The sequence below is a fragment of the Streptomyces sp. NPDC048270 genome (assembly GCF_040652335.1).
In the GTDB taxonomy this organism is placed as follows: Bacteria; Actinomycetota; Actinomycetes; order Streptomycetales; family Streptomycetaceae; genus Streptomyces.
In genome coordinates this window covers 15,231-30,380 of record NZ_JBEZLV010000056.1, presented here as the reverse complement: position 1 = coordinate 30,380, position 15,150 = coordinate 15,231, and the positions used below count along the sequence as shown (strand labels likewise).

Below are 15,150 nucleotides of genomic sequence, written 5' to 3'. Positions count from 1 at the left end.
GCAGGTGCAGATCGATGAAGAGGAGGTCGGGCTCGCCTTCGGCGCGCCGGACGACATGATCGTCCCAGACCTTCTCCGCGAGTGTCCTACCCATCGCTTTCCCTCCGGCCGGCCGGTTGTGCCGGCGCTTCATAGAGATCTCGTGCGCCTGATCGCCCGTACCCCACGTCCCGGACGACGGCTCGGACCCAGTGGTTCGTGGACCCGCACATACAGACTCGCTGGTTCTTGGAAAAATTGAACTTGCGTTTCACAGTGTGAGACGTGAATATCGTTTCATGGACAACTCTAGCGGCGTCGGCGTTCTCGACAAGGCAGCTCTGGTACTGAGCGCACTGGAGTCCGGTCCGGCCACCCTCGCCGGGCTGGTCGCGGCGACAGGGCTCGCACGACCCACGGCACATCGCCTTGCCGTGGCACTGGAACACCACCGGATGGTGGCGAGGGACATGCAGGGCCGGTTCATCCTCGGCCCGCGGCTGGCGGAGCTCGCCGCCGCGGCCGGCGAGGACCGCCTGCTGGCCACGGCGGGACCGGTTCTGACCCACCTCCGTGACGTGACGGGCGAGAGCGCGCAGCTCTACCGCCGTCAGGGAGACATGCGCATCTGCGTCGCGGCCGCGGAGCGGCTGTCCGGCCTGCGGGACACCGTCCCGGTGGGCTCGACCCTGCCGATGAAGGCGGGCTCCGCCGCGCAGATCCTGATGGCCTGGGAGGAGCCCGAGCGGCTCCACCGCGGCCTGCAGGGCGCGCGCTTCACGGCGACGGCGCTCTCGGGCGTACGCCGCCGCGGCTGGGCGCAGTCGATCGGCGAGCGGGAGCCCGGTGTGGCCTCCGTCTCCGCTCCGGTGCGCGGGCCCTCGAACCGGGTGGTGGCCTCGGTGTCGGTCTCCGGGCCGATCGAGCGCCTGACCCGGCACCCGGGGCGGATGCACGCGCAGGCCGTCATCGACGCGGCCGCCCGCCTCACGGAGGCCCTGCGCCGCTCCAGCTGACCTTCCCCTCCCCCGCCTCACCCACCCCCGGGCCCGGGGGCGCGTACGACGCCGCACACGTCCGAACACGCGCCTCCGGGCCCGCACTTACGCGCGGTGCGGACACAACGAAGAGGCCCTCCGCGATGAACGCGGAGGGCCTCTTGAGTGCGTACCCCCGACCGGATTCGAACCGGCGCTACCGCCTTGAGAGGGCGGCGTGCTAGGCCGCTACACAACGGGGGCGTGCCTTGCAGCTTTCACTGCACTGCGCTGGGCTACCAGGACTCGAACCTAGAACAAAGGAACCAGAAACCTTCGTGTTGCCAATTACACCATAGCCCAAAGTGGTCTATACCAGACCAACAGTACCCCCGACCGGATTCGAACCGGCGCTACCGCCTTGAGAGGGCGGCGTGCTAGGCCGCTACACAACGGGGGCCCTAGCGATCCTGCATCAAGACGTACGGGAGCTACCCAGGACACCTCACGGGAAGGATCTGTACCCCCGACCGGATTCGAACCGGCGCTACCGCCTTGAGAGGGCGGCGTGCTAGGCCGCTACACAACGGGGGCAAAGCACTGCGTTACTACTGCACTGCGCTGGGGTACCAGGACTCGAACCTAGAATAAGGGAACCAGAAACCCTCGTGTTGCCAATTACACTATACCCCACCAAAAGTCAACCCCCTGCGGGGTTTTCTTTCGAGTGGCGCCTCCGTCCGGCCTTTCGGCCCGCTCCGGCGGCGCAGAAAGAACATTACCGGATGCCTGACCGTGCTCCAAAACGGGTATCGGACGTCAGCAGCTCAGGGAGCAGGTCAAGCCCCTCGATCCGGTGCACGCCATCGGGTCCGTCCCCCCGGCCGCCGTCGCGGTCGAGCCAGATGGCGAGCAGCCCGGCGTCACGGGCTCCGCGCGCGTCGATCTCCGGCTGGTCCCCCACGTAGGCCACATCGGCGGGCGGCAGCCCCAGCGCCTCGCAGGCGGCGAGGAAGGCCCCCGCCTCGGGCTTGCTGATCCCGAGCTCCACGGCGCAGACCAGCACCTCGAAGCGGTCGCGCAGACCCAGGTCGCGCAGCTTGGGGTCCTGGTTGACGGTGGAGGAGTTGGTGAGCACCCCGTGCCGGTAGTCGGCCGCGAGGGCGTCGAGTACGGGCACCACGTCGGGGAAGACCGTCCAGGCGGCCTTGTAGTGCGCGACGTACTGGTCGAACCAGGCGTCGGCCTCGCCGTCGGTCATCGCGGGCCGCTCCAGGAACTCCCGCACCCGGTCGCGCCGCTGCCCCTGGAAGGTGCCCTCGCCCGCGGCGAAGCGCGCCCAGTTCCGGTCGGTGATCTCCCGCCACAGCGCGAGGGCCTGCGCGGGGGTGCCGTACCGCTCCGCGATCCGCTCGGCCGCCAGGTGCCGGGAGAGCCCGGCGGCGTCGGCCCCCGTGTAGTCGAACAGGGTGTCGTCGATGTCCCACAGGACGGCACGGATCGGCATGCGGCCGAGCCTACGCGGTGGCCTCGCGCTCCGTGGGCACGACGAAGAAGTCGGTGAGGAAGCAGGTCACGCCGCCGTCCGCGTCCCGTCCGGTCCAGGTCGGATACACGCCGTCGCCCCAGCCTGACTGGAAGACCGCCGCCTGGTGGCCTCCGGGAGCGGTGACGACGTACGGGCCGGGAGACCGGTACCCGTCGGCGAGGAACGGGGCGCGCAGCAGCTCCCGGGTGGCCTCGCGGTCGGCGAAGTGCGGCCCGGCGGCCGCGTCGTGGAAGGCGCCGACGCCCGCGTCCACTCCGTAGCCGTAGATCTCGTCCGGCCCCAGGTCGCCCACGCGCTGCGCTCCGCTGAGCGCCGGCTCCCAGGACACGGTCGGCGCCCGCGTGATCACGAGCCGCACGGCAGCGAGATCCTGATGGGGCGCCGCCTGCGCCGGCTCGTCGGCCGTGGACCAGGTGACGAGGGCCGACTCCAGCCGGTAGCGCCCCGGGCTCACCTGGTCGTGGAACGGAGGACTGCCCGGCGCCAGGCCCAGACGGGCCATGGGGTCACAGGCCACCAGCCGCCCGCTCGGCAGCCAGAGCGTGCCCCCTTTCACCACGGACAGGGTCCCGAGGTCCCCGTCGTCGCGGAAGGTGTTGCCCGGCGTGAAGTGCCAGGAGTAGTCGGGAGCGGCCATCGGCATCGCGGGGCCTTCCGGGTCGAGGGCGGGAACGCCGGAAGGGGCGGCCGCGGGAGGGCGGCCGCCCCTTCCGGGGGTGCGGGAGTGCTACGCGGCGAGCTTGGCCAGGGCCGCGTCGATGCGGGACAGGGAGCGGTCCTTGCCCAGGATCTGCAGGGACTCGAAGAGCGGCAGGCCGACGGTGCGGCCGGTCACGGCCACGCGGACGGGGGCCTGGGCCTTGCCGAGCTTGAGCCCGTGGGCCTCGCCGGCGGTCAGGACGGCCTGCTTGAGGGCCTCCGGGTCGTTCCAGTCGGCGGCGGAGAGGTTCTCGCGGGCGGTGGTCAGCAGGGCCGCGGGCTCGCCCTTCATCGCCTTGTCCCACGAGGCCTGGTCCTCGACCGGCTCCTTGCGGAACAGGAAGTCGACGTTGGCGGTGATGTCCGACAGGACGGTCACCCGGGTCTGGGCGTACGGCGCGATGCGCTCCCAGGCCTCGGCGTCGAAGTCCTCGGGCTCCCAGTTGGCGTGCGGGGCCCGCAGCCACGGGGCGCAGGCGTCCGCGAAGGCCTTCGGGTCCAGCAGGCGGATGTGGTCGCCGTTGATCGACTCGGCCTTCTTGAGGTCGAAGCGGGCCGGGTTGGCGTTGACTCCGTCGATGTCGAACTTCGCCACCATCTCCTCGATCGAGAAGACGTCCTGGTCCTTGGAGAAGGACCAGCCGAGGAGCGAGAGGTAGTTCAGCAGGCCCTCGGGGAGGAAGCCGCGCTCGCGGTACAGGTTGAGCGAGGCCTCGGGGTCGCGCTTGGAGAGCTTCTTGTTGCCCTCGCCCATGACGTACGGCAGGTGGCCGAAGGCGGGGGTGCTCTTGGCGACGCCCAGCTCGATCAGCGCCTTGTAGAGGGCGATCTGGCGGGGGGTGGAGGACAGCAGGTCCTCGCCGCGCAGGACGTGCGTGATCTCCATCAGCGCGTCGTCCACCGGGTTGACGAGCGTGTACAGCGGGGCGCCGTTGGCCCGGACGATGCCGAAGTCCGGCACGTTCTCCGGGGTGAAGGACAGCTCGCCGCGGACCAGGTCGGTGAAGGTGATGGTCTCGTCGGGCATCCGGAAGCGGACGATCGAGCTGCGGTGCTCGCCCTGGTACGCCTCGACCTGCACGGTGGTGAGCTCGCGGCAGTGGCCGTCGTAGCCCGAGGGCTTGCCGGCGGCGCGGGCGGCCGCGCGGCGGGCGTCGAGCTCCTCGGTGGTGCAGTAGCAGTGGTAGGCGTAGCCGCCCTCCAGGAGCCTGCGCGCGACGTCCTGGTAGATGTCCATGCGCTCGGACTGCCGGTACGGGGCGTGCGGGCCGCCGACCTCGGGGCCCTCGTCCCAGGTGAAGCCGAGCCAGCGCAGCGAGTCGAGCAGCTGCTCGTACGACTCCTCGGAGTCCCGGGCCGCGTCGGTGTCCTCGATCCGGAAGACGAACGTACCGCCGTGGTGGCGGGCGAACGCCCAGTTGAAGAGGGCGGTGCGGACCAGGCCCACGTGGGGGTTGCCGGTCGGGGAGGGACAGAAACGTACGCGGGGGGAGTTCGCGTTAGCCACGCTTGATCACCTTGTTGGTGAGAGTGCCGATGCCTTCGATGGTGACGGCGACCTCGTCGCCGACGTTGAGGGGCCCGACGCCGGCCGGGGTCCCCGTGAGGATGACGTCGCCCGGGAGCAGCGTCATGGCCTCGGTGATGTGGACGATCAGGTCCTCGATGGAGCGGACCATGTCGCTGGTGCGGCCGAGCTGGCGCTGTTCGCCGTTGACCGTGCACTGAATGGTCAGGTCCGCCGGGTCCAGGTCGGTCTCGATCCAGGGGCCGAGGGGGCAGGAGCTGTCGAAGCCCTTGGCCCGCGCCCACTGCTTCTCGCGCTGCTGGACATCGCGCGCCGTGACGTCGTTGGCGCAGGTGTAGCCGAGGATGACGTCCTTGACCCGCTCCCTGGGGACCTCCCGGCACATGCGGCCGATGACCACGGCGAGCTCCGCCTCGTGGTGGAGGTCCTGGGAGAAGGAGGGGTACGTGATCGGGTCGCCCGGGCCGACCACCGAGGTGGAGGGCTTGAAGAAGGTGAGGGGGGCGTCCGGGACCTCGTTGCCGAGCTCCGCCGCGTGCTCCGCGTAGTTGCGGCCGATGGCCACGACCTTGTTCGGGAGCACGGGCGGCAGCAGGCGCACCTTGCTCAGCGGGACCTTCGTGCCGGAGAGCTCGAAGTCCGCGAACGGGATGCCCTTGATGATGTCGAGGACGAGCTCGCCTTCGGCGCCGGGGGCGGCATCGCCCTCGACCGCGCCGAAGGCGACATTGCCGTCGATCGAGAACCTGGCGATGCGCACGTGTTGCGTCTGCCCCTCTGTATGTCCGCTGGCTGGAGTCTGCGGACTCCAGGCTAACGCGGTCGGCAGGGGCGCTTCGCCCTCATTTGGCGGGGGCTACTGCGCGGCGGCGGCCACCGGGGCGTCCATCAGGATCGTGCGCCGGGGGTTGGCGGTCTGCGTGGGCAGCTCGACGGCGTGCTCCGGGGTGGCCGGGGCCGCCTGCAGCTCCTCGGCGTCCTTGAGGTGCGCGAGGGTGGTGCGGCGGGGGTTGGCTATGTTGCGGAACATCGTCGTCGTCTTCATCGGGGTTCGAGGTCCTCGGTTCGGTCTCTGGGATGTCGGTTGTGGCGTGCGCCGACCGCGGCGCCAACCCTTTAAGGGGTAAGGCTAAACATCCGAATCCCTCACGGAACCGGGAAGTAATGGCCACAGCCGTGTGAGTTTGCTCACCAGTGACCAGGCATTACCGGCATAACGGACAGTCAACTCCATGCCGCGAAACGGACATTGCGCCACTGAATGCGCCATTCCGCTCCTGATCATGGCGACTGGGACACCTTGCCAGTCGCCGTGTTTGCATGGTGTAAGTCCGGTTTCTCCCGAAAGCGGCCCCACATCCTGTAGCCCACCTGTCACAAGCCGTCACCGACTCCGCGGCCCGGTGCTCGCACCTTGTTGGAGATCCTCCACTGTGCTGGAATTCGCGGGACCGCCGCGGGAATCAGCCGGCGCGCAGGTGGCGCGACACAGCGCCGAGCGCGGCGGCAAGGAGAGGGAGACGCGCCGGTCACCGACGACCACCATGGGGCCGTTAGTGCCCCACGACTCGACACCGTCCCACCGGTCGCCCGGCGGGACGCCTGGTCCAGAGGTTGCGACGCTAGTGCAGGGACGATTCAAGAGGGATGGCAAGGGGTCTCCCCAGGCCCGCCAGGGCCGAGGGGAAGCCGCGGCTGACCAGGAGCCCCGCGGCGGGACCGACCGTGGCTCCTCGCCCCAGCACGCCCAGAACCGCGGGCCGGCTGTCGAAGGCGCGGGCCCGGACGTCTCCGCCTCGGTGAAGGCGCGGGCCAAGGGACGCGGCAAGCCCGTCAAGGCCCAGGCCGGGTCGGTCGAGCAGGACGTGGCGATACCGAAGGCCCCCAGTGGGCCCGGTTCCCGTCTCGCCATGCAGAACTGGCGCATCAGCACGCGACTGGTGTCGCTGCTGACCCTGCCCGTCGTCGCCGCCACCACGCTCGGTGGCGTCCGTATCAACGACTCGCTCAACGACATCGCTCAGCTCGAGCACATGCAGCTGCTGACGACGATGACCCGGCAGGCCACCAACCTGGCCGCCGCGCTCCAGGAGGAGCGCGACAAGTCCGCGGGTCCGCTGTCCGCCGACAAGTCCGGCAAGGTCAACAGCACCGTCAAGGGCGTGCGCGAGCACACCGACGCCGCCGCCGAGGCCTTCGCCCGTGCGACCGACAAGGTCGACAACACGGAGGACAAGGACGAGACGCTCAAGTCGATCCGCAACAACATCCTGCAGATCGGCCGCCAGCTCACCCTCATCGAGGACATCCGCACCAAGGCGTACGCGAACGGCGCTCAGCAGACCGTCACCGAGTACAACAGCCTCATCGTCTCGCTGCTCTCGCTCTCCCAGGACATGGCGCAGGCCACCTCCAGCCCGGAGATGATCAAGCGCACGCGCGCCCTGTCGGCCTTCTCCGCCGCCAAGGAGTACGCCTCCGTCCAGCGCGCGATCATCGCCGCCTCGCTGCCCGACAGCAACGAGCGGCAGGGCGAGCTGAAGGAGAACGACCGTCTGTACGCCCTCTCCGCGCTCAAGGGCGAGCAGCAGTCGAAGAAGACCTTCGAGCTGGTCTACCAGGGCAAGTCCGAGGAGCTCCTCGCGTCCCTCGGCGACGGCAACACCGAGATCGGCACCGCCGACCACTACGCGCGCCGTGTGCTGAGCACCAAGGACCAGTTCCTCAAGGAGAAGAACCGGTCCTGGATGGACTGGTACGACGCCGACGACGTCAAGCTCCAGGCGATGGGGCGCATCGAGCTGTCCCTGCTCGAGGACATGGAGCAGAAGGCCCGCGAGCTCAAGAACGAGTCGCAGCAGGACGCCATCATCAACGGTGCGCTGATCCTCCTCGTCCTCGGTGTCTCCCTCGTCGGCGCCTTCGTCATGGCCCGCTCGATGATCCGCTCGCTGCGCCGCCTGCAGGACACCGCGACCCGCGTCGCCCAGGACCGCCTCCCCGAGCTCGTCAAGCAGCTCTCCGAGTCCGACCCGCAGGACGTGGACACGTCCGTGGAGTCGGTCGGCCTGCACACCCGCGACGAGATCGGCCAGGTGGCCGCGGCCTTCGACGACGTGCACCGCGAGGCCGTCCGCCTCGCCGCCGAACAGGCCCTCCTCCGGGGCAACGTCAACGCGATGTTCACCAACCTCTCGCGCCGTTCCCAGGGCCTCATCCAGCGCCAGCTCTCGCTCATCTCCGAGCTGGAGTCGCGCGAGGCCGACCCGGACCAGCTGTCCTCGCTCTTCAAGCTCGACCACCTCGCGACCCGCATGCGCCGTAACGGCGAGAACCTCCTCGTCCTCGCGGGCGAGGAGCCGGGCCGCCGGTGGACCCGCCCCGTCCCGCTCGTCGACGTGCTCCGCGCCGCGGCGTCCGAGGTGGAGCAGTACGAGCGCATCGAACTGTCCTCGGTGCCCGGCACCGATGTCGCCGGCCGCGTCGTCAACGACCTCGTGCACCTCCTCGCCGAGCTGCTGGAGAACGCCACCTCGTTCTCCTCCCCGCAGACCAAGGTCAAGGTCACCGGCCACGCGCTGCCCGACGGCCGCGTGCTGGTCGAGATCCACGACACCGGTATCGGCCTCTCCCCCGAGGACCTCGCCGCGATCAACGAGCGGCTCGCGTCGCCGCCGACCGTGGACGTCTCCGTCTCCCGCCGCATGGGCCTGTTCGTGGTCGGCCGCCTGTCCCTGCGACACGGCATCCGCATCCAGCTGCGCCCCTCCGACTCGGGCGGTACGACGGCCCTCGTCATGCTGCCGGTGGACGTCGCCCAGGGCGGCAAGAAGCCGGGCGGCCAGGGTCCGGGTCCGCAGGGCGGCCCCGTCGGCGGCCAGGGCGGCCCCGGCGGGCAGGCTTCCGTGCCCGGCGCGGGCTCCCGTCCCCCGGTGGGCGCGGCTCCGCAGCGCGGCCAGGTCGCCCCGGGCGGCCAGCGTGCCGCACTGCCCGGACGCGACGGCGCCCCGGGCCAGCAGCGTCCGCAGGGCGGCCAGAACCAGCCCGGCTCCCCGAACCAGCAGGGCTCCCAGGGCGGTTGGTCCCCCCAGCAGGGCGGCCCCGTCGCTCCCGGCGCCCGCCCGCAGCAGGGTGCGACCACCAACGGGCAGGGCCAGGCCGGCTTCGGCTCCGGTGCGCCGCTGGCGGGTCGCGGCCCGCAGGCCCGTCCGGCCGCCGCGCCCACCGCGTCCGGCCAGCCCGGCTTCCCGCAGGGCAACGGCTTCGAGCGTCCGCAGCAGCCCCAGCCCCAGCCGCAGCCGCAGGCCCAACAGCCGCAGCAGTCGCAGCAGCCGCAGGGCCAGCAGCCGCAGCAGCAGCCGGCCGCCCCCGCGGCGCCGGCCTCCCGCGGCGCCCGGCCGCAGCTGCCGCCGCGCGGCGGTGCCCCGCGGCCCGAGCTCCCCGGCCCGCAGACCACCAGCTGGGGCGCCGACCAGGCCCGCGGCCACGACGAGCTCTCGGGCCCCGGCTCGACGGCCGAGTTCGCCCGCCCGGACTTCAACGCCCCCATGCCCCAGGCGAACGCCGGCGGCAACAGCACGACCGGGCAGTTCGAGCGTCCGGACGTACGCGGCCCCGTGGACCCGTCCAGCACCGGACAGTTCGCCCGCCCCGGCTACCAGCCGCAGCGTCCCGGCGGTCCCGGTGTCGGCGGCCTCGCCCGCCAGCCCCAGGCCCCGCAGCAGCCCCAGCCGCAGCAGTTCCAGCAGCCGCAGGCCCCGCAGCCGCAGGCCCCGCAGCAGTCCGGCGGCTACGCGCCGCAGGCTCCGCAGCGCCCGGAGGCCCCCGGTCTGCCGCAGGCCCACCGGCCCGAGGCGCTGCCCCCGGCGCCGAGCTCCGGCGACGCCCGCAGCCCCATCTTCGACACCCTGGAGTCGAACTGGTTCCGCGAGGAGGGGCAGCAGCCCCCCGCGCAGGCACCTTCCGTACCGCAGCAGCCGCAGCAGTCCGCCCCGGCGGCCCCTGCTCCGCAGCTGCCGCAGCGCGGCCAGGCACCGGCCGAGTCCGCCACCGCGGCGACCGGCGCCACGCCGACCGTCAGCTGGCGGTCCTCCCCCAACGACGAGCTGATGCGGCAGGCCGAGCGGGTTCGCCAGCCCGCCGCGGGCGGCATCACCACGTCGGGGCTGCCCCGCCGGGTCCCGCGGGCGAACCTCGTGGCCGGCACGGCTCAGCAGCAGGCCGAGGCGCAGGCCGGTCCGCAGGTCTCGCGGGCACCGGACGACGTCCGCGGCCGTCTGACCAACCTCAGGCGCGGTATCCAGCAGGGCCGCCAGGCCGGCAACAGCGGTCCGGCTACCGGCAGTTACCACATCGACCCCACTTACCAGCAGGAGCGATAGTTGAGTTCGATGAGCCAGGCGGCACAGAACCTGAACTGGTTGATCACCAACTTCGTGGACAACACCCCTGGGGTGTCCCACACCGTGGTGGTCTCCGCCGACGGACTCCTTCTGGCGATGTCCGAAGGATTCCCCCGCGACCGCGCCGACCAGCTGGCGGCCGTCGCCTCCGGACTGACCTCGCTGACCGCCGGAGCCTCCCGCATCTTCGAGGGCGGCGCCGTCAACCAGACCGTGGTCGAGATGGACCGGGGATTCCTCTTCCTCATGTCCGTCTCGGACGGATCCTCGCTGGCCGTACTGGCGCACCCCGAGTGCGACATCGGCCTCGTCGGCTACGAGATGGCCCTCCTCGTGGACCGCGCCGGCAGCGTCCTGACCCCGGACCTGCGCGCGGAGCTGCAGGGAAGCCTGCTCATCTGACTCCCCCTCCCCCGGCCGGACGGTACTAACGGCCGGGGGCCCGGAGCATCCGCCCCGGAACCCAGTACCACCGCCAGGCCGTCATACCGTCCCCCCACCGGCCGCCCCGTCAGACGGCACGCTGACCACTGCTGTCCAGCCCGGAGGATCAATGACCCCGCCCCCCGCCTATCCCGATGCGTACGGAGATTCGTACTCGGAAGGCGACCAGCCGCTGGTGCGTCCGTACGCGATGACCGGCGGCCGGACCCGGCCCCGCTACCAGCTCGCGATCGAGGCCCTGGTGAGCACCACGGCCGATCCGATGCACCTGTCCGGCCTCCTCCCGGAGCACCAGCGCATCTGCACCCTGTGCCGCGAGGTCAAGTCGGTCGCGGAGGTCTCCGCACTGCTGTCGATGCCGCTCGGTGTCGCCCGGATCCTCGTCGCCGACCTGGCGGAGGCCGGAATGGTGGCCATCCACCAGCCGGGCAATGGAGAGGCCGGCGGCACGCCGGACGTCACACTGCTCGAAAGGGTGCTCAGTGGACTTCGCAAGCTCTAACGGAAGCCCTCACGCAGCGGCGCCGCGCTCCACCACCTCCGCGAAGATCGTGGTGGCGGGCGGCTTCGGCGTGGGCAAGACGACGTTCGTCGGAGCCGTTTCCGAGATCAACCCGCTGCGCACCGAAGCCGTCATGACCTCCGCCTCGGCGGGCATCGACGACCTCACGCACACCGGTGACAAGACGACGACGACCGTCGCGATGGACTTCGGCCGCATCACGCTGGACCAGGACCTGATCCTGTACCTCTTCGGTACGCCGGGCCAGGACCGCTTCTGGTTCATGTGGGACGACCTGGTCCGCGGCGCCATCGGGGCGATCGTCCTGGTCGACACGCGCCGGCTGGCCGACTGCTTCCCCGCGGTCGACTACTTCGAGAACAGCGGCCTGCCGTTCGTCGTGGCCCTCAACGGCTTCGAGGGGCACCAGCCGTACACTCCGGAGGAAGTCCGCGAGGCCCTGCAGATCGGCCCGGACGCGCCGATCATCACCACCGACGCCCGCCACCGCGCGGACGCCAAGAGCGCGCTCATCACGCTCGTGGAGCACGCCCTCATGGCGCGGCTCAAGTAGCGCCGTGCGACTGCCGTACCCGGGGGGCGGGCTGTGTCATACGACACGGCCCGCCCTTCTGGTTCATAACGTTTCGACAGACAATTGCCGCCAGTTGGCAACGGGGTGCGTTCGGCTGGTGCCGCTACGCGCACAACTCCCCTCATTTTTGCCGCAGGAAGCTCTTTATGTCCGATTTATGTGGGGCATAAGGTTCTGGGAATGGCCGATTTCAACTGTTTGGAACAGGGCCGTTAACCATGCTGGAATTCAACGAACTAGCTAGTAGCACCGCCGAGAGGTTGTTGGTCGAGTGAGGCGAAGCAACACGAGCCCCGCGGATGAACCCGCGCGCGGCAACTTCACCCCGCCGCCGCGAGCGGCCGCGTCGCCCGTCGACGTGCCCGTGGAACCACCGGTGAGCGGCGGGAGCACCAGCAGGTTCTCGCCCCGCAACTGGCGTGTGCCGACCCGTCTGAACGCCATCCTGCTCGTGCCGGCCCTCGTCGGCCTGGTCATGGGCGGCTTCCAGGTGAAGGGCTCCGTCGACACCTGGAACGAGGCCAAGGACGCCGAGAAGATAGCCAGGGTCGTCCAGGCCTCCTCGGAGTACAGCCAGGCGCTGCTCAACGAGCGCGACCTCACGGCCGAGCCGCTGCTGAGCGGCAACCCGAACAGCGAGATCGTCACCAAGGCCCGCGGCACGACCGACGCGGCCAAGGTGAAGTTCGACCAGGCCGTCCAGGACATGCCGAAGAACCAGGGCATGGAGCGACGGCTGGACCTCTTCCGCGGCGACGAGCCCAAGCTCAAGACGGTCCGTGAGACGGCGTACGTCGCCGCGGCCGAGACCGCGAAGAAGAACCTCCCCACCGCGGCGGGCCCGATCCCGACCGAAGAGGGCTATGTGCTGGTCCAGCACTACCTCATGCAGTTCTCCAACGAGCTCGGCCTCGGCACCGGCAACGTGACCTCGTACGGCCGCATGGTCTACGCGATCCAGCTGGCCAAGGCGGCCAACTCGCTGCAGCGTGCCGTCGGTACCCACCTGCTGGTCCGGCCGAGCGCCAACGAGGAGATCCGCAAGAGCCAGCTCGTCGCCTTCTCCTCCTACGCCTACCTCGAGGAAATCGCCATCGGCGAGTACGTCGCGGCGGGCACCGAGGAGGACGTGAACCAGCTCAAGCAGGTCATGCAGAAGAAGTCCGACGAGGGCGCCACCAAGCTCGCCGAGGCGAAGGCCAAGGCCGAGGAGGCCGGCGTCCGCTTCGTGCCGCCGCCCGTGGCGGCCAACAAGTCGGTGCTCACCGGCATGACCGAGGCGATAGCCAGCGGCGAGAACAAGACCAAGCTCGCGGCCGGCGGCACCACGCCGATGGCCTGGCAGGCCGCCGCCACCGCCAAGTTCGACGGCTACGACGAGATCGAGAAGGACCTCCTCGACAAGGCCGTCAACGACGCCGTCGCGGTCTCCGACGAGGCCCGCACCGACGCCATCGTCAACGGCGCCATCGTGGTCGTGGCCCTGCTCGCCGCCTTCATCATGGCCGGCCTCATGGCCCGCCAGATGGGCCGCGCGATGCGCCGCCTGCGCGCCGCCGCCTTCGACATCGCCGAGCAGCGGCTGCCGATGCTCGTCGACCAGCTCTCGCGCACCGACCCGGGCAAGGTGGACACCCGTGTCCAGCCGATCCCGATCGACTCCCAGGACGAGATCGGCGAGGTCGCCCGCGCCTTCGACCAGGTCCACCGGGAAGCGGTCCGGCTCGCCGCCGAGCAGGCGCTCCTGCGAGGGAACGTCAACGCGATCTTCACCAACCTCTCCATGCGTAACCAGTCGCTGATCGAGGGCCAGCTGACCCTCATCACCGACCTGGAGAACAACGAGGCGGACCCGGACCAGCTGGAGAACCTCTTCCGGCTGGACCACCTGGCCACCCGTATGCGCCGCAACGGCGAGAACCTCCTCATCCTCGCGGGTGAGGAGCCGGGCCGCCGCTGGGACCAGCCGGTCCCCCTCGTCGACGTCCTGCGCGCCGCCTCCTCGGAGGTGGAGCAGTACGAGCGCATCGAGCTCTCCGGCGTCTCGGACGCCGAGATCCACGGCCAGGCCGTGACCGACCTCGTGCACCTGCTCGCCGAGCTCCTGGAGAACGCCACCACGTTCTCGTCCCCGCAGACCAAGGTCCGCGTCACCGCCACGCGTCTGCCCGACGGCCGCGTGATGGTCGAGATCCACGACAAGGGCATCGGCCTCACCGCCGAGGACTTCGCGGACATCAACCACAAGCTGGCCAACCCGCCGACCGTGGACGCCGCGATCTCGCAGCGCATGGGTCTGTTCGTGGTCGGCCGGCTGGCGGACCGCCACAGCATCCGCGTCCAGCTGCGACCCTCGGGCGAGGCGGCCGGCACCACGTCGCTGATCATGCTCCCCGACGCCATCACCCACGGTGGCGGTGGCGAGGGCATTCCGGACGACGACTTCACGGTCTCCTCGATCATCCCGCAGCAGCAGGCCCAGCAGCCCGCCCCGCTGCGCACGGCCGCCGAGCTCGGTTTCGACGACTCCCGCTACGACCAGCAGGGCGGCGACGTCCGCGACCTCGACCCGGTCGGGCGGTCCCTCGTGCGCGAGGAGCGGCGCGCCGCGCTGGAGGCCCAGGTCGGCTACCCGCAGGAGCAGCAGTACGACCAGGTCGGCCAGGAGTATCCGGAACCTCAGCCTGAGCACGGCTACCAGCCGTACCAGGGCTACGAGCAGCAGTCCGAGCAGGGCTACGACGGCTCGTACGAGGCACCGCAGGCTCAGCAGGGCCAGCAGGGCTACGACGAGTACCCGCAGCAGGGCTACGGATATCCGGAAGCCGGCTACGAGAACCGCCAGCCGGCCGCCCCGGACTACGACGGCGGCTACGACTCCCCGTCGCAGCAGGCCGAGTGGCCCGGACAGAACACCTATCCGGCTGCCTACCAGCAGGGTTACGGGACCGAATCGGAATCCCCGGCCGTCCCCGAAGCGGCTCCGGAGCGCGTAGGCTTCGACCGTCCGGGCGCCGCTGCCGACACCGGTCACCAGATGACCGGAGCGGGCCTGCCGCGCCGCGGCAGCCAGCAGCAGTGGCAGCCGGCACAGCAGGAAGCGGAGTCCACCGGGTCCCTCTTCGAGCAGCGGCCGCAGCGTCAGCAGCAGCCCGCTGAACCGGAGCGGTCCTCGGAGGAGAAGGAAGCCGGCACGGCCTGGCGTTCGGGCAACGACGAGCGCTGGCAGCAGGCGGCCAAACTCCGTGAGCCGAAGGCGGGCGGGGTCACCCCGTCCGGCCTCCCTCGGCGGGTGCCCAAGGCCAACCTGGTCGAGGGCGCGGCGGAGACGACCCCGCAGGGCGGCCCCCAGGTCTCCCGCGCTCCGGAGGACGTCCGCGGCAGGTTGAGCAACCTGCGGCGGGGTGTCCAGCAGGGACGCAGCGCGGGTTCTGAGCAGTCAAGTAACAGCTATGACCAGGAGCGTTAGTGTGAG

The 15,150-nt window shown here is 70.6% G+C and carries 11 protein-coding genes and 5 tRNA genes; 6 read left to right on the top strand and 10 right to left on the bottom strand.

The window, feature by feature from the left end; genetic code table 11:
- Positions 1–278 precede the first annotated feature (278 nt).
- Complete coding sequence (ndgR, locus tag AB0D66_RS31080; RefSeq protein ID WP_112450208.1) at positions 279–995, top strand: IclR family transcriptional regulator NdgR; 717 nt, start codon at positions 279–281, stop codon at positions 993–995.
- 152 nt (positions 996–1,147) lie between these two features.
- Here the strand turns inward: ndgR and AB0D66_RS31075 are convergent.
- The 10 genes from AB0D66_RS31075 to AB0D66_RS31030 all read right to left on the bottom strand — a co-directional run bounded on the left by AB0D66_RS31075 (position 1,148) and on the right by AB0D66_RS31030 (position 5,777).
- A tRNA-Glu gene (locus AB0D66_RS31075) sits at positions 1,148–1,220 on the bottom strand.
- Between the two features lie 27 nt (positions 1,221–1,247).
- Positions 1,248–1,319, bottom strand: a tRNA-Gln gene (locus AB0D66_RS31070).
- Positions 1,320–1,343: 24 nt separating this feature from the next.
- Positions 1,344–1,416 (bottom strand) — tRNA-Glu (locus AB0D66_RS31065).
- A gap of 61 nt (positions 1,417–1,477) precedes the next feature.
- Positions 1,478–1,550: transfer RNA gene (locus AB0D66_RS31060), tRNA-Glu, on the bottom strand.
- Between the two features lie 27 nt (positions 1,551–1,577).
- Positions 1,578–1,649: transfer RNA gene (locus tag AB0D66_RS31055), tRNA-Gln, on the bottom strand.
- Between the two features lie 85 nt (positions 1,650–1,734).
- Positions 1,735–2,463 carry an HAD family hydrolase gene (locus tag AB0D66_RS31050; protein ID WP_362310551.1) on the bottom strand — a complete coding sequence of 243 codons (729 nt, stop codon included), beginning with the start codon at positions 2,461–2,463 and terminating at the stop codon, positions 1,735–1,737.
- Positions 2,464–2,473: 10 nt separating this feature from the next.
- Positions 2,474–3,148 carry a DUF4241 domain-containing protein gene (locus AB0D66_RS31045; RefSeq protein WP_362310550.1) on the bottom strand — a complete coding sequence of 225 codons (675 nt, stop codon included), beginning with the start codon at positions 3,146–3,148 and terminating at the stop codon, positions 2,474–2,476.
- 84 nt (positions 3,149–3,232) lie between these two features.
- Positions 3,233–4,711 carry a glutamate--tRNA ligase gene (gene gltX / locus AB0D66_RS31040; RefSeq protein WP_362310549.1) on the bottom strand — a complete coding sequence of 493 codons (1,479 nt, stop codon included), beginning with the start codon at positions 4,709–4,711 and terminating at the stop codon, positions 3,233–3,235.
- Complete coding sequence (locus AB0D66_RS31035; RefSeq protein ID WP_362310548.1) at positions 4,704–5,492, bottom strand: fumarylacetoacetate hydrolase family protein; 789 nt, start codon at positions 5,490–5,492, stop codon at positions 4,704–4,706. Before AB0D66_RS31035 ends, gltX begins: the two co-directional genes overlap by 8 nt.
- 96 nt (positions 5,493–5,588) lie before the next feature.
- Positions 5,589–5,777, bottom strand: coding sequence for a hypothetical protein (locus tag AB0D66_RS31030; RefSeq protein ID WP_361753275.1), 189 nt, complete (start codon positions 5,775–5,777; stop codon positions 5,589–5,591).
- Positions 5,778–6,642: 865 nt separating this feature from the next.
- Between AB0D66_RS31030 and AB0D66_RS31025 the strand changes: the two genes are divergently transcribed.
- The 5 genes from AB0D66_RS31025 to AB0D66_RS31005 all read left to right on the top strand — a co-directional run bounded on the left by AB0D66_RS31025 (position 6,643) and on the right by AB0D66_RS31005 (position 15,144).
- Positions 6,643–10,113: a nitrate- and nitrite sensing domain-containing protein gene (locus tag AB0D66_RS31025; RefSeq protein WP_362310547.1), complete on the top strand. Its 3,471-nt coding sequence runs from the start codon at positions 6,643–6,645 to the stop codon at positions 10,111–10,113.
- Positions 10,114–10,122: 9 nt separating this feature from the next.
- On the top strand, positions 10,123–10,536 hold the full coding sequence (locus tag AB0D66_RS31020) for a roadblock/LC7 domain-containing protein (RefSeq protein WP_008739864.1): 414 nt from the start codon (positions 10,123–10,125) through the stop codon (positions 10,534–10,536).
- Between the two features lie 151 nt (positions 10,537–10,687).
- Positions 10,688–11,080: a DUF742 domain-containing protein gene (locus AB0D66_RS31015; RefSeq protein ID WP_007266775.1), complete on the top strand. Its 393-nt coding sequence runs from the start codon at positions 10,688–10,690 to the stop codon at positions 11,078–11,080.
- On the top strand, positions 11,061–11,654 hold the full coding sequence (locus AB0D66_RS31010) for an ATP/GTP-binding protein (protein WP_362310546.1): 594 nt from the start codon (positions 11,061–11,063) through the stop codon (positions 11,652–11,654). Before AB0D66_RS31015 ends, AB0D66_RS31010 begins: the two co-directional genes overlap by 20 nt.
- Positions 11,655–11,946: 292 nt before the next feature.
- On the top strand, positions 11,947–15,144 hold the full coding sequence (locus tag AB0D66_RS31005) for a nitrate- and nitrite sensing domain-containing protein (RefSeq protein WP_362310545.1): 3,198 nt from the start codon (positions 11,947–11,949) through the stop codon (positions 15,142–15,144).
- Positions 15,145–15,150 lie beyond the last annotated feature (6 nt).

Coding starts and splice junctions, on each gene's coding strand:
- ndgR (WP_112450208.1), top strand. CDS start 279: ATGGACAACTCTAGCGGCGTCGGCGTTCTCGACAAGGCAGCTCTGGTA.
- AB0D66_RS31050 (WP_362310551.1), bottom strand. CDS start 2,463: ATGCCGATCCGTGCCGTCCTGTGGGACATCGACGACACCCTGTTCGAC.
- AB0D66_RS31045 (WP_362310550.1), bottom strand. CDS start 3,148: ATGCCGATGGCCGCTCCCGACTACTCCTGGCACTTCACGCCGGGCAAC.
- AB0D66_RS31030 (WP_361753275.1), bottom strand. CDS start 5,777: ATGAAGACGACGACGATGTTCCGCAACATAGCCAACCCCCGCCGCACC.
- AB0D66_RS31025 (WP_362310547.1), top strand. CDS start 6,643: ATGCAGAACTGGCGCATCAGCACGCGACTGGTGTCGCTGCTGACCCTG.
- AB0D66_RS31020 (WP_008739864.1), top strand. CDS start 10,123: ATGAGCCAGGCGGCACAGAACCTGAACTGGTTGATCACCAACTTCGTG.
- AB0D66_RS31015 (WP_007266775.1), top strand. CDS start 10,688: ATGACCCCGCCCCCCGCCTATCCCGATGCGTACGGAGATTCGTACTCG.